The organism is Mesorhizobium sp. BR1-1-13 (assembly GCF_020165515.1).
GTDB lineage: Bacteria > Pseudomonadota > Alphaproteobacteria > Rhizobiales > Rhizobiaceae > Mesorhizobium.
Map to the genome: position 1 here is coordinate 406,737 of NZ_JAIUIH010000001.1, position 12,224 is coordinate 418,960.

Genomic DNA, 12,224 nt, shown 5'->3' on the forward strand with positions numbered 1-12,224 from the left:
GCCGGAAGTGCAACCGACGCTGCCATGTCCGTCGATCACGTCGATGCCGCTCTGCAGCAACTCAGCGCCAATTTTCTCGGCGCTGTTAGAAAAAAATTCTGCGCATGGCGGAAAAATAGCAATCGACAAAGTCTACAACTTTTATAGATTAACCGGCGAGACGGAGGTCGACATGTCCTATATGCAGAACACCGAGACCCGCAGCAGCGGCCAGAGGCTGGCCAATGCCCAGAGCTTCCGCCCGGCCTATGCCGGTGCTTTCGCCTATGTCGTCTTTGCCCTTGCGTTCGTGTTCACCGGGGCTGTTGTTCTGGGCCTCATTCCCTGAGCCGTGGTCCGGCCAGGCTGACGACCCACCGCCTTCAGGCAATCGGAGCTGAATGAACCGGATCCCGGTGCGCTTTCGCGCGCGCCATTGATTCGTATTTGACCGCATCCGTGATTCCAGAGATGGAGGAGATGGCAATGCCGATCGAATTCACGCATGTCCCCGGCAAGACCTCTGCCGATAGCGCAGTTTCCTTTTTCTACGACTTTGCCGAGACGGCGACCAGGCTGGCGCTGATCGAGGATGGCGGTTTCCGCAACCTCGTGGTGGACGATCCGGCCGGCCTGCTGACCAATATGGATCTTGCCGCCCAGGTGCTGGACCGCAGCTCGTCTCTGGAAGTGGTCCTCACCCATTGGGCCGGCGTGGTCCAACCGACCGTGGCGGCGCGGCAGCTTGCCTCGATCGACGCCCGCAGCGGCGGCCGCCTTGCGCTCAGGATGATCAGCGAGCCGTTGAGCGATGACGACGCCGAAACGCGGCCGGTCGGACACGGCGTCATCTGGCAGCGCATCGACGAGTATCTGGTTCTGTTGAAGCGGCTGTGGTCGAACGAGCGGCCTTTCGACCATGAAGGCGCGTTCTACAGCATCAAGGGCGGCTATATCGAGCGCAAGGGACCGCATGGTGCCGACCTCGTCATCCGCATGGGTGGGCAATCCGGCACGGCACTGAAAGTAGCCGGCCGGCATGCCGACGTCTTCGAACTGGCGCCCGGTTCGATCGACGATGTCAGGCAGTTGATGGAACGGGTGCGCGGCGCCGCCGCCGAACATGGCCGGGCCGCCAGACTGCGCTTCGCCCTTCCGGTCCGCATCCACCGGGGCGTTTCCTCGGCAGGGCACAAGGCGGTCGATGTCTCCGGGCCGCCGGCCCAGGCCGCCCTGTCGCTGCTTGCTTACGCGGCTCTCGGCATCGATGAATTCATGATCGTCGGCGTCGACACGCCGCGCGAGATCGCGACAGTCGGCCGCGAGACGATCGCGCTGCTGCGCAATTCGCTGGCGCGGCGTGAAAGCGGCGAGTTCCAGCATGGGGCTTTCGCGCAGCGCATGGGACTGGAAACACGGGCAACGGGCTGAACTGCGGAGAAATTTCCTTTCCAACCGCTCTGGCCTGCCGGAGGGTGCTATCCCTGCCGTGTCTATAACCTGCGAGGCTGCTCTGCGGTACCTAATCCTTTAACGCGCCTTGCTACCCAGCCGTGACAGGCCTTCGAGGACTGCACCAGAATCCGCCAGCGCGCCGAAGACGCCGTCCTCGACCGTCACCATGTGAAGGGCCGCCTCATGCGCCCGTCTGTCGCCGCTGGCGCAGGCGTCGGAGATCGTCAGGCACTGAAAGTTGCGGTCGCAGGCTTCGCGCAGCGTCGTGTGCACGCAAACATCCGTAGTGCATCCGCAAAACAGAAGACGCGTGATGCCTCGCGCGCGCAGCACGAGCTCGAAATCCGTATACGTGAAGGCGCCGTTGCAGGTCTTGTCGACGATGATGTCCTGCGGCGCGACGTCGATCTCCGGAGCGATCTGAAAACCCGGACCCGAACGAAGCAGGATCTCGGCGCCGTCGAGGCCGGCCCGCCTGCGGCGCCATTTCTCGTAAGGTGTCATGTCGGCCATGTCGGCCCGGTAGCCTTGCCTTGTATGGACGATGCTGACGCCCGCCTCGCGGGCAGCGGCGATCAGCCGGCTCACCGCGGGCAGGATCGCTCTCAACGGCGACGGATCATATCCCTTCCTGGCGAAGTAACCCGTCGTAGACAGGAAATCCTGCTGCAGGTCGATCACCACCAGCGCGGTGTTCTCGGCCACCAGCCTGCCGTCATAGGGGAAGTCGAAGGGTGTCGCCTTGATCATGCGCGGTTTCCTGTTTCAGCGAAGACCTTAGAGCGGTTCATCGCTCCACGGAAACGCTTCGTTGCCTGGAATTCGAAGCGGCATCAGGCGTCACGATATTTTGTTGACGCAAAAACTCAACTTCATTGTTGACTAGTAAAGTCATGTTTCATAGTCAACCGGGCACGGTTGCCGAAAACCGGATTGATGGCATGCCCGCAGCCGTACTGGAGATGGACCTTGACGGGAACAGACACCCAGACTGCTTTCCACATCGACGCGGTGCGCTTTGCCGTGGGCGAGCGGACGCTGCTCGGCCCGGTTTCGTTCGAATTGCAGCGCGCGCGCGTCTACGGGCTGATCGGCCACAACGGGTCCGGCAAGTCGACGCTGGTCAAGCTTTTGGCGCGCCAGCAGCCGGCAAGCTCTGGCGCCATCACCTTCGCCAGGCGGCCTTTGGCCCAGTGGGGTGCGCGCGAACTGGCGCGGGCGCTTGCCTATCTGCCGCAGACGACGCCGGCGGCGACCGGCTTGACCGTGCGCGAGCTGGCGGGGCTCGGACGTTATCCCTGGCATGGCGCGCTCGGCCGCTTCGGCCAGGACGATAGGCGGCATGTCGAGGAGGCGCTGGCCCTGACCTACATGGCCGGCTTTGCCGACCGGCTGGTCGACGAGCTGTCGGGCGGCGAGCGCCAGCGCGCCTGGCTCGCCATGCTGGTGGCGCAGAACGCCGGCGTCATGCTGCTCGATGAGCCTATCTCGGCGCTCGATATCGCCCATCAGGTCGAGGTGCTTGGGCTGGTCAGGGACCTCAGCCGCAAGCGCGACCTTTGCGTCGTCGTGGTGCTGCACGATCCCAACATGGCAGCGCGCTACTGCGACGAGCTGATCGCCCTGAAGGACGGCAGGCTGCTGACGCGCGGCACGCCCGGCGAAATCATGCAAGGCGATGTGCTTGAGGGCATTTTCGGAGTGGAGATGGGCGTGTTCGCGCACCCCGTCACAGGCCAGCCCGTCGGCTATGTCCAGTGACGCTTCAGGGCCGCGGCGGGGAAGGCTGGCGGCTGTGAGAACGAGGAAGAAGACGATGTCGAGAACCGGTTTGGTCGCAGCGCTGTTTGCATCCGCCATGCTGGCGGCCGCCAGCGCGCCGGCGCAGGAGCAGCCGGCAAACGGCACGCCCGCCACCATTACGGCGCCAGCACCATCGCCGGCCACGCCTGCCGCCCCCGTGGGAGCCGCAGCGCCTGCACAGCCGCAAGCCGGGGCCGGTACGGCGGCCGAGCCCTCGACGACGCCGGCGTTCACCTTGCCGCACGATCTGTCGCCATGGGGCATGTTCATGGCTGCCGACATCATCGTCAAGGCGGTGATGATCGGGCTGGCCTTCGCCTCGCTCGTCACCTGGACGATATGGCTGGCCAAGTCGCTGGAAGTGCTTGCCGGCAAGCTTGGCGCCCGTCGCGCCGCGCGGGCCATCGGCAATGCCGCGACGCTGAAGCAGGCGAGCCGCGCGCTCGGCCGCAACGGCGGCACCGGCGCCCTGCTGGTGCGGGCGGCGGAGGAAGAAGCGGCACTTTCGGCCGGCGCGCTCGACCATGCCGGCGGCGACGGGCTGAAGGAACGGGTCGCCTCGCGCCTGACACGCATCGAGGCGGCGGCGGCGCGACGCATGTCGCGCGGCACCGGCCTGCTGGCGACGATCGGCTCGACCGCGCCTTTCGTCGGTCTGTTCGGCACCGTATGGGGCATCATGAACGCCTTCATCGGCATTTCGCAGGCGCAGACCACCAACCTGGCGGTGGTGGCGCCGGGCATTGCCGAAGCCCTTCTCGCCACCGCCATGGGGCTCGTCGCCGCGATACCGGCCGTCGTCATCTACAACGTCTTTGCGCGCTCGATAGCCGGCTACCGGCAGATCCTCGCCGACGCCTCGGCTGGCGTCGAGCGGCTGGTCAGCCGCGACCTCGATTTCCGCACGGTGGCGCCGGCAACGGCGCTGGCGGCGCAGTAGCGGAGCAAGACCATGGGCAGCCGCATCCGTCAGACCATGGACGATGACCTCGAGGAAAGCCACGAGATCAATGTCACGCCCTTCATCGACGTCATCCTGGTGCTGCTGATCATCTTCATGGTCGCAGCGCCCTTGGCGACGGTGGATGTCAATGTCGACCTGCCGGGCTCGACCGCGACGCCGGCGCCGCGGCCGGAGACGCCGCTGTTCCTGACGTTGAAGGATGATCTCTCGCTGGCGATCGGCAACGACACCGTGCCGCGCCAGGTTTTCGCCGCCACGCTGGACGGCAGGACCAAAGGCGACAAGCAGGCGCGCATCTTCCTTCGCGCCGACAAGACGGTTGCCTATGGCGACCTGATGCAGGCGATGAACCTGCTGCGCGGCGCCGGCTATCTGAAGATCGCCCTGGTCGGCCTGGAGGCTGCGCCCGCCGGCGATGTTCCGGCAGCGGCGCCAGGCGGAGCCGCTGGTCCATGACCCGGCAAGCGGCCGCCTCGCCCACGGTGGAGCTGTCGCGCCTCGGCTGGCGCGACCTCGGCCTGTGGGCGGTTGCGGCCGCGCTGGTGCTTGGGGCGCATGTTGCGGTCGCCTATGCGGTGCAGAGCTTCAGCCCGGTCGACCCGGCGGATGGCGGGCCGCCGCCGGCGCTGGCGATCGAGATGGCGCCGATGGTGGTGACGCCGGCCGTGCGCGAACAGGCCGCGACGCTGGACGCCGCTGTGCCCGACCAGGCCGAGCCGGTCGAGGAGACCGAAAAAGCGCCTGAAGCCGAACCCGAGAAAGTGGCCGAGCAAACGGAGCCCGTTGCCGAGCCGGATGCGCCGCCGCCTGACGCAACCGAACCGACTGAGACGATGCGGACTGAGCCGGTTGACCAACCACCGCTCGAAGAGGTCGTCCCTGATATCGCCGAGACGGTCGCGCCCGACGTCGCCGTGCCGCTGCCACAGCCGGTCGAGACGCCCAAGGAAAAGAAACCCGTCCAGGCCAAGGTGAAAAAGCCCGTCGAGAAGCCCAAGCCGAAGAAGAATAAGGCGCCGCCGCCGAAGACTGTAACCGCCGCGAGCGCGGAGGCAAAGCCCGCCGCCAGGACAGCCGCGCCGAAATCGGCAGCCGGGGCAGCCGGTGTCAGCCCGGCCAAATGGGAATCGCGGCTGCTGTCATGGATCAAGCGGCATACGCGCTATCCGAGCGCTGCGAGATCCAGGCGCTCTCAAGGCAATGCCGACGTCGCCTTCACGGTGGACGCCTCCGGCCGGGTGACGTCGGCGCGCGTCGTCCGCTCCTCGGGCGATCCCGACCTCGATCGGGCCGCGCTCGCCGTGCTGCAGGGCGCCACGGTGCCGGCGCCGCCGCCGGAGCTCGGTTCGCGCGTCAGCCGCACGGCGCCGTTCGTGTTCAGCCTTCGGCATTAGCCTCGGAGCTGCGGTCAAACACGCTTCTGGTCAGGAATTTAGACGGCTCGCCCTCCCGAAACGCCTTCCCAAAAAAGCGTCGATTGGACGGCGGCCATCGCATAGGTCCAATTGGCAAGCGTTTGGCCTGCAAGGCCCACGCAATCGCCGCGGGCCGGGCGGGCACTGGTGGTGCGACACGTCGCGCCGAAGCGAACCATGCGCTTTGGACATTGCAGATGCAGCGAAGAGCGGAAAAGCGATTATTCCGCTGGTGGAGCTGAGGGGGATCGAACCCCTGACCTCGTCATTGCGAACGACGCGCTCTCCCAGCTGAGCTACAGCCCCGTCCAGCGGATGGCGCATTTATCGGGCACGGCAGTTTTCTGTCAAGGCGACGTTTTGCCGAATCCTGGCGGCCGAAGCCTGCCCTTGCCGGTTTCGCGCGCAATGGCTACATGTCGGCAACAATTGGAGACCGGCATGCTCGCCCTCATTCAAACAATCGTCATGGCGCTCGACCTCTATTGGTGGGTCATCATCATCTCGGCGATCTTTTCCTGGCTCTACGCCTTCAACGTCGTCAACTCGCGCAACCAGTTTGTCGGCAGCATCGGCAACATGCTCTACCGCCTGACCGAGCCGGCGCTGCGGCCGATCCGCCGTTTCATGCCGGACCTTGGCGGTATCGACATCTCGCCGATCATCCTGCTGCTGATCCTGTTCTTCCTCAGGCAGTTCCTGCTCACCACCGTGGCACCGCTGGTGCTGTGAACCCGGCGATCGCATGAGTGCCCCGTTCCGCATCCGCGAGAACGGCATCGAGCTGTTTGTCCGGCTGACGCCGAAGTCTTCCATTGACAGGTTCGAAGCCATCGAGACATCGGCTGACGGGCGAAGTCATGTGAAGGCACGGGTCCGCGCCGTGCCCGAAAACGGCGCCGCCAATCAAGCGTTGGAGAAGCTGGCCGCCAAGACGCTTGGAGTGCCGGCCTCGGCCGTCTCGGTTGTCGCTGGCGGCACGGCACGGCTCAAGACGCTGCGCGTGACGGGTGAACCCGAGGTGCTGATGCAGCGTATCGAGGCGCTCAGTGCTTCGGCCTGAAGTTCAGTCGCCCAGCGGCAAACGCGGATCGTCGACCTTCAGCGTGTTCACGCTCTGCTTGATGCGGCGCAAATTTTCCAGCACCTTCGGGCCGCGCGTCTCGGCCACCGACGTGACGATCATGTCGACGATCGCCAGCAGCGCGTAGCGCGACGATGTCGGCTTGTAGATGTTGCCGTCCTCGAGCGGCTGCAGATGGATGACGGTGTCGGCGGCCCTGGCCAATGCCGAGTCCGGCGCGGTGACGGCAACCGTTGTGGCGCCATATTGCTGCGCGACCTGCACCGCCTCGATGACCGATCGCGCATAGCCGGAAACCGAGAACGCGACCAGCGTTGTCTCTGGCGTGGCCACGGCGGCGTACATGCGCTGCAATTGTCCGTCGATCTGCGCCAGCACCGGCAGGCCCAGCCTGAACAGCCGGTTCTGCATTTCGGTCGCCATCATCGAGGAAATGCCGCCGGAGCCGACGCACAGCACGTTGCCTGACGCGGCAATGCGCGCGGCGACGTCGACCAGCGTCGTCATGTCGAGATTTTCGCTGGCGCGCTGGATGGCCGATATCGCCGCCTCGGTGATGGCCGACGCGATGCGCTGCTCACGGGCGTCGCGGCTCAGCGGCTCGGGCGACAGATACTGTCCACCGATAGCGATCGCCTGCGCCAGATAGAACTTGAAGTCGCGCAGGCCTTCGCAGCCGAGATTGCGGCAGAAGCGGGTCACCGTCGGCTCACTGACGCCGACGCGCGCGGCGATCTCCGAGATCGCCGCCTTGGAGGCGAAATCGAGATCGGACAGGACCAGGCCCGCCAGCCGGCGATCCGACTTGGTGCCGTCCTGCGACATCAGCTGCAGCCGGGTGATGATGTCGGCCGGTGTCTTCACGCTTGTGCTTTCATAGAGGCAGGCCCGTCGCCTTGTCGAAAAGATGGATGTTGCGCGGCTCGACCGAGACCGGCAGGCGGTCGCCTGGCTTCACCGGCACCCGGTTGCGGAAGACGACGCGCACCGTATCGCCGCCAATAGCGCCGTAGACATGGGTTTCCGAGCCCGTCGGCTCGACGACGTCCACCTTGATGGTCATCGCGCCGGCAGCTTCGCCGATGACAAAATGCTCGGGCCGGATGCCGGCCTCCACCGCACCGCCGGTCGGCACCTCTTTGCCGGCAAGCGCGAGCCTTCCGCCGCCGGTCGATTCGAACCAGCTGTTCGTGGCCGTCGTCTTGAGGGACCCCGAAACGAAACTCATCGACGGCGAGCCGAGAAAGCCGGCGACGAACTTGTTGGCCGGCCGGTCATAGAGCTCCAGCGGCGGCCCGACCTGCTGGATCCGGCCGCGATCCATCACCACGATGCGGTCGGCCATGGTCATGGCCTCGATCTGATCGTGGGTGACGTAGACGACCGTCGATTTCAGTCTCTGGTGCAGCGCCTTGATCTCGGTGCGCATCTGCACCCGCAATTGCGCGTCGAGGTTGGACAGCGGTTCGTCGAACAGGAAGACCGAGGGTTCGCGCACGATGGCGCGGCCCATGGCGACGCGCTGGCGCTGGCCCCCCGACAATTGCCGGGGGAAGCGGTCGAGATAGGAGAACAGGTTGAGGATGCCGGATGCCTTCTTGATCTTGTCCTCGACCACGGCGCGGCTCTCGCCGCGGATTTTCGGTCCGAAGCCGATATTGTCGGAGGCCTTGAGATGCGGAAACAGCGCGTAGGACTGGAAGACCATGGCGATGTTGCGCTGCTGCGGCGGCAGGTCGTTGGCGCGCACGCCGCCAATGACCAGATCGCCGGAGCTTATCGTTTCCAGTCCGGCCAGCATGCGCAGCAGGGTCGACTTGCCGCAGCCGGACGGGCCGACCAGCACGACGAATTCGCCACTCTCGATGTCGAGGTTGATGTTCTCGAGGATGCTGTGCTGGCCGAAGGATTTCGAAAGGCCGCGGAACTGGACGTCGGTCATGGTCACGCTCCCACTATGTCGTCTATGAACGGCAGGCAGCCGGCGGTCAGGCCGGCATCCACCGGCATCACCACGCCCGTTACGCCGGACGCCCGGTCGGAGGCAAGGAACGCCACGGCTTCCGCCACCTCCGAGGCATTGACGATGCGGCCGAGCGGATAGAGCCGCTGGAGCTTGCCGAGAATGTCGGGGTTCTTGGCCAGGCGATGATCCCAGGCGGCGGTACGGATCGATCCCGGACAGACGACATTGGCGCGAACGCCGCTGCGGCCGAGCTCGACGGCGATCGCCTTGGCATAGGCGTTGATGCCGGCCTTGGCGGCGGCATAGGCCGGGTTGCCGAAATGGGCGATGGCGTTGACGGAGGAAATGAAGACGACGCTGCCCGAACCGCGCGCCGCCATCGCCTTGACCAGCGGATCGGCGAACGTCATCACGCCGGTCAGGTTGAGATCGAGTTCCTGCTCTATGCTGTCGGCCCTCAATGCGCCGAGCGTCTCCGCGCGCGTCCAGCCGGCATTGTTGATCAGGATGTCGGGCACGCCGTCTTTGTCGAGCACGGCCGCGACGGCTGCCTCGACCGACACCCGGTCGAGAAGGTTGAAGACATGGCGCGAGGCGAGGTGCGGGCTTGCCAAAGCCTCCTCCGATTGATCGCAGCCGACCACCCGCGCGCCTCTCCCGGCCAGCAACGCGACGATCGCTGTGCCAAGGCCGCCGCCGGCGCCCGTGACAACGACAGTGCGGCCTTCGAATTCGGCTTTCGAAACCACGGCGCTTGCTCCTCCGGCAGTTAGAGCAATTCCAGGAAAAGTGTATACGGTTTTCCGTCCGGAATTGCGTCAAAACAAAGAGTAGAGTGGTTCTCCGTTTCCGTGAAACGGTGAACTGCTCTAGGCAGATGTCGGCAGGCTAGTGAATGGAATGTAATTAAGCAACACGATAATCTGCTTGCGTGCGGGCAATTCCTCGATAATGTAGGAAAGTCACATAATCCTGCGCCACATCGGCGTGAGGAGCGCAAAAGCGCGGAACAAAATGGGAGAGATCGGATGAGCATTGCGAAATGGACTGTCGGCTTGATGGCCGGAATGAGCATGCTGGCCTTCGCGGCGCAGGCGCAAGCCGGCGAGGTGCGCGTAACCGTCGCCGAATACAGCGCCAAGACCGGCCCCTACTTCGAGGAGGTCAAGAAGGAGTTCGAGGCAAAGAACCCCGGCATCACGGTCAAGTTCGAAGTGGTGCCATGGGATGTGCTCTTGCAGAAGCTGACCACCGACATCACCGCCGGCACCAATGCGGATCTCTCGATCATCGGCACGCGCTGGCTGATCGACTTCGTGCAGCAGGACGTCGCCGAGCCGCTCGACAGCTACATCACGCCAGATTTCAAGGGCCGTTTCATCGACACGTTCCTGTCGCCCTCGATCATGGACGGCAAGACCTACGGCCTGCCGATCGCCGCTTCGGCGCGCGCCATGTATTACAACAAGGAGTTGTTCGAGAAGGCCGGCATCGCCAAGCCGCCGGCCAATTGGACCGAGCTGCAGGAGGACGCCCGCAAGATCAAGGCGCTGGGGTCCGGCACATTCGGCTTCGGCCTGCAGGGCAAGGAGATCGAGACCGACGTCTATTATTATTATGCGATGTGGTCATACGGCACCGAGATCCTCAACAAGGACGGCACATCGGGCTTGAGCACGCCCGGCGCGCTCGAAGCCGCCAAGCTCTACAAGTCGATGATCGACGAGGGCCTGACGGAGCCTGGCGTCACCTCCAACAACCGTGAGGACGTGCAGAACTTGTTCAAGCAGGGCAAGGTCGGCATGATGATCACCGCGCCCTTCCTGTCCAACCAGATCAAGGAAGAGGCGCCGAGCCTAAAATATGGCGTGGCGGCTATACCGGCCGGCCCGACGGGCGCGCGTGGCACCTATGGCGTCACCGATTCCATCATCATGTTCAAGAACTCCAAGAACAAGGACGAGGCCTGGAAGCTGCTCGACTTCCTGTTCACCACGGAACAGCGCGCCAAGTTCACGCAAGGCGAAGGCTTCCTGCCGGTGAACAAGGAAGAGGCCAAGATGGACTATTACGTCAACAATGCCGACCTCGCCGCCTTCACGGCGCTTCTGCCGGACGCCCGCTTCGCGCCGGTCATCCCGGGCTGGGAAGAGATCGCCCAGATCACCTCGGACGCCATGCAAAAGATCTATCTCGGCGGCGACCCGGAGGCAGGTTTGAAGGATGCGGCCGCGAAGGCGAACGCGGTGCTGAAGAAATAGGGCGTATCTCCCTGCGCCCGTGGCGCGCCCACTCAGGCGGGGCGCGCCACACTTTTCCAGACTTTAGCAGAAAAACAGTTCGTCGATGTCAGCGCCGCCCAGCCAGGCTCCTTTCCTCTCCCTCCGGAGGGGGAGAGGTGGCTCGGCGAAGCCGAGACGGAGTGGGGGAACCACCTGGCAACTGCCGCGAACGGACATAGGAAGGGCACTAGGCGCAAGCATCGCCTCGCCTTTGCGCTGGGGTCGACCCCCACTCCGTCGAGCTTCGCTCGACACCTCTCCCCGATCGACGGGGGAGAGGAAGGGCCCCCTTCCGCAACTGCCGTGGAAGACGGGCAGGCAGGTGAAGGGCAGCGCCAACGCGTGTAAGGAATTCGAGGCCACTCAAGTCCACTGCAACATGGTCCCAAGCCAGCCGATGCAAAATCGTTTCTTGCCCTACCTCCTGACCTTTCCCAGCCTGTTCCTGGCGGCGATCGTCATCTTCTGGCCGGTCTGGGACCTGATCCAGATATCGACCCACGAGGTCAACCGCTTCGGCCAGCTGCGCGAGTTCGCCGGATTGGCCAATTTCTCGACACTGCTGGACGATCCCGATTTCATCGCCGCACTCTGGCGCACGGGGTTGTGGACCGTGCTGGTGGTCGGCGGCGCGTTGCTTTTATCGGTCCCGGTGGCGATCATCCTCAACACCGATTTTTATGGCCGCGGCCTTGCTCGCGTCATCATCATGCTGCCCTGGGCGGTGTCGCTGACCATGACGGCGGTGGTCTGGCGCTGGGCGCTCAGCGGCGAAAGCGGCATGCTGAATTCGGCGCTGATCGGTCTCGGCCTGATCAGCCAGAACATCCAGTGGCTGGCGAGCGCCGAGACCGCTTTTCCCATGCAGGTGCTGATCGGCATCCTGGTGACGGTGCCGTTCACCACCACCATCTTCCTCGGCGGCCTGTCCTCGATCCCGGACGACCTCTATGAGGCGGCGGCACTGGAGGGCGCCACGCCGGCGCAGCAGTTCCGCGAGATCACCTTTCCGCTCCTGAAGCCGTTCATCAACATCGCCATCGTGCTCAACACCATCTACGTCTTCAACTCCTTCCCGATCATCTGGGTGATGACGCAGGGCGGGCCGGCCAATTCGACCGACATCCTGGTCACTCACCTCTACAAGCTCGCCTTCCGCATCGGCAAACTGGGCGAGGCTTCCGCCGTGTCGCTGGTGATGTTCGCCATATTGCTGGTCTTCACCATGATCTATGTGCGGCTGGCTATGCGGGAGCAACGCGCATGACAAACAGGC

At 64.6% G+C, this 12,224-nt stretch carries 14 protein-coding genes and 1 tRNA gene; 10 read left to right on the plus strand and 5 right to left on the minus strand.

Annotation, left to right across the window (positions count from 1 at the left end; all coding sequences use genetic code 11):
• Positions 1-172 precede the first annotated feature (172 nt).
• Complete coding sequence (locus LB533_RS02045) at positions 173-328, plus strand: hypothetical protein (RefSeq protein WP_140492547.1); 156 nt, start codon at positions 173-175, stop codon at positions 326-328.
• Positions 329-465: 137 nt separating this feature from the next.
• Positions 466-1,410, plus strand: a complete 945-nt coding sequence (locus LB533_RS02050; RefSeq protein WP_140643420.1) for an LLM class flavin-dependent oxidoreductase — start codon at positions 466-468, stop codon at positions 1,408-1,410.
• Between the two features lie 99 nt (positions 1,411-1,509).
• Here LB533_RS02050 and LB533_RS02055 read toward each other — a convergent pair whose 3' ends face one another.
• Positions 1,510-2,184, minus strand: a complete 675-nt coding sequence (locus LB533_RS02055) for a cysteine hydrolase family protein (RefSeq protein ID WP_140643422.1) — start codon at positions 2,182-2,184, stop codon at positions 1,510-1,512.
• Between the two features lie 186 nt (positions 2,185-2,370).
• Between LB533_RS02055 and LB533_RS02060 the strand changes: the two genes are divergently transcribed.
• Genes LB533_RS02060 through LB533_RS02075 form a run of 4 tightly spaced genes read left to right on the plus strand, consistent with a single transcriptional unit; the run spans position 2,371 to position 5,595 of the window.
• A complete protein-coding gene (locus LB533_RS02060) occupies positions 2,371-3,195 on the plus strand; it encodes an ATP-binding cassette domain-containing protein (RefSeq protein WP_140643424.1) in 825 nt (274 codons plus the stop codon).
• Between the two features lie 55 nt (positions 3,196-3,250).
• On the plus strand, positions 3,251-4,177 hold the full coding sequence (gene exbB, locus LB533_RS02065; protein WP_140643426.1) for a tonB-system energizer ExbB: 927 nt from the start codon (positions 3,251-3,253) through the stop codon (positions 4,175-4,177).
• A gap of 12 nt (positions 4,178-4,189) precedes the next feature.
• Entirely contained in the window at positions 4,190-4,657 is a 468-nt protein-coding gene (gene exbD / locus LB533_RS02070) for a TonB system transport protein ExbD (protein WP_140643428.1), read from the plus strand.
• Entirely contained in the window at positions 4,654-5,595 is a 942-nt protein-coding gene (locus LB533_RS02075) for an energy transducer TonB (RefSeq protein WP_140643430.1), read from the plus strand. Before exbD ends, LB533_RS02075 begins: the two co-directional genes overlap by 4 nt.
• A gap of 251 nt (positions 5,596-5,846) precedes the next feature.
• Here LB533_RS02075 and LB533_RS02080 read toward each other — a convergent pair.
• A tRNA-Ala gene (locus LB533_RS02080) sits at positions 5,847-5,922 on the minus strand.
• Between the two features lie 135 nt (positions 5,923-6,057).
• Here LB533_RS02080 and LB533_RS02085 point away from each other — a divergent pair.
• Both LB533_RS02085 and LB533_RS02090 read left to right on the plus strand, forming a co-directional pair.
• Positions 6,058-6,348 (plus strand): YggT family protein, encoded by a 291-nt coding sequence (locus tag LB533_RS02085; RefSeq protein ID WP_140492518.1) that lies wholly within the window; start codon positions 6,058-6,060, stop codon positions 6,346-6,348.
• A gap of 13 nt (positions 6,349-6,361) precedes the next feature.
• Entirely contained in the window at positions 6,362-6,679 is a 318-nt protein-coding gene (locus tag LB533_RS02090; protein WP_140643432.1) for a DUF167 family protein, read from the plus strand.
• Positions 6,680-6,682: 3 nt separating this feature from the next.
• Here the strand turns inward: LB533_RS02090 and LB533_RS02095 are convergent, their stop codons facing one another.
• Genes LB533_RS02095 through LB533_RS02105 form a run of 3 tightly spaced genes read right to left on the minus strand, consistent with a single transcriptional unit; the run spans position 6,683 to position 9,415 of the window.
• Positions 6,683-7,564, minus strand: a complete 882-nt coding sequence (locus LB533_RS02095) for a MurR/RpiR family transcriptional regulator (protein WP_140643433.1) — start codon at positions 7,562-7,564, stop codon at positions 6,683-6,685.
• A 10-nt stretch (positions 7,565-7,574) separates the two neighbouring features.
• Complete coding sequence (locus tag LB533_RS02100; RefSeq protein ID WP_140643435.1) at positions 7,575-8,642, minus strand: ABC transporter ATP-binding protein; 1,068 nt, start codon at positions 8,640-8,642, stop codon at positions 7,575-7,577.
• Positions 8,643-8,644: 2 nt separating this feature from the next.
• Positions 8,645-9,415: an SDR family oxidoreductase gene (locus LB533_RS02105; protein ID WP_140643436.1), complete on the minus strand. Its 771-nt coding sequence runs from the start codon at positions 9,413-9,415 to the stop codon at positions 8,645-8,647.
• A gap of 279 nt (positions 9,416-9,694) precedes the next feature.
• Here LB533_RS02105 and LB533_RS02110 point away from each other — a divergent pair, with 279 nt between their 5' ends.
• Both LB533_RS02110 and LB533_RS02115 read left to right on the plus strand, forming a co-directional pair.
• On the plus strand, positions 9,695-10,927 hold the full coding sequence (locus LB533_RS02110; RefSeq protein WP_140643438.1) for an ABC transporter substrate-binding protein: 1,233 nt from the start codon (positions 9,695-9,697) through the stop codon (positions 10,925-10,927).
• Positions 10,928-11,345: 418 nt separating this feature from the next.
• Complete coding sequence (locus LB533_RS02115) at positions 11,346-12,215, plus strand: carbohydrate ABC transporter permease (protein ID WP_140643439.1); 870 nt, start codon at positions 11,346-11,348, stop codon at positions 12,213-12,215.
• Positions 12,216-12,224: the final 9 nt, after the last annotated feature.

Coding starts and splice junctions, on each gene's coding strand:
- LB533_RS02045 (WP_140492547.1), top strand. CDS start 173: ATGTCCTATATGCAGAACACCGAGACCCGCAGCAGCGGCCAGAGGCTG.
- LB533_RS02050 (WP_140643420.1), top strand. CDS start 466: ATGCCGATCGAATTCACGCATGTCCCCGGCAAGACCTCTGCCGATAGC.
- LB533_RS02055 (WP_140643422.1), bottom strand. CDS start 2,184: ATGATCAAGGCGACACCCTTCGACTTCCCCTATGACGGCAGGCTGGTG.
- LB533_RS02060 (WP_140643424.1), top strand. CDS start 2,371: ATGGCATGCCCGCAGCCGTACTGGAGATGGACCTTGACGGGAACAGAC.
- exbB (WP_140643426.1), top strand. CDS start 3,251: ATGTCGAGAACCGGTTTGGTCGCAGCGCTGTTTGCATCCGCCATGCTG.
- exbD (WP_140643428.1), top strand. CDS start 4,190: ATGGGCAGCCGCATCCGTCAGACCATGGACGATGACCTCGAGGAAAGC.
- LB533_RS02075 (WP_140643430.1), top strand. CDS start 4,654: ATGACCCGGCAAGCGGCCGCCTCGCCCACGGTGGAGCTGTCGCGCCTC.
- LB533_RS02085 (WP_140492518.1), top strand. CDS start 6,058: ATGCTCGCCCTCATTCAAACAATCGTCATGGCGCTCGACCTCTATTGG.
- LB533_RS02090 (WP_140643432.1), top strand. CDS start 6,362: ATGAGTGCCCCGTTCCGCATCCGCGAGAACGGCATCGAGCTGTTTGTC.
- LB533_RS02100 (WP_140643435.1), bottom strand. CDS start 8,642: ATGACCGACGTCCAGTTCCGCGGCCTTTCGAAATCCTTCGGCCAGCAC.
- LB533_RS02110 (WP_140643438.1), top strand. CDS start 9,695: ATGAGCATTGCGAAATGGACTGTCGGCTTGATGGCCGGAATGAGCATG.
- LB533_RS02115 (WP_140643439.1), top strand. CDS start 11,346: ATGCAAAATCGTTTCTTGCCCTACCTCCTGACCTTTCCCAGCCTGTTC.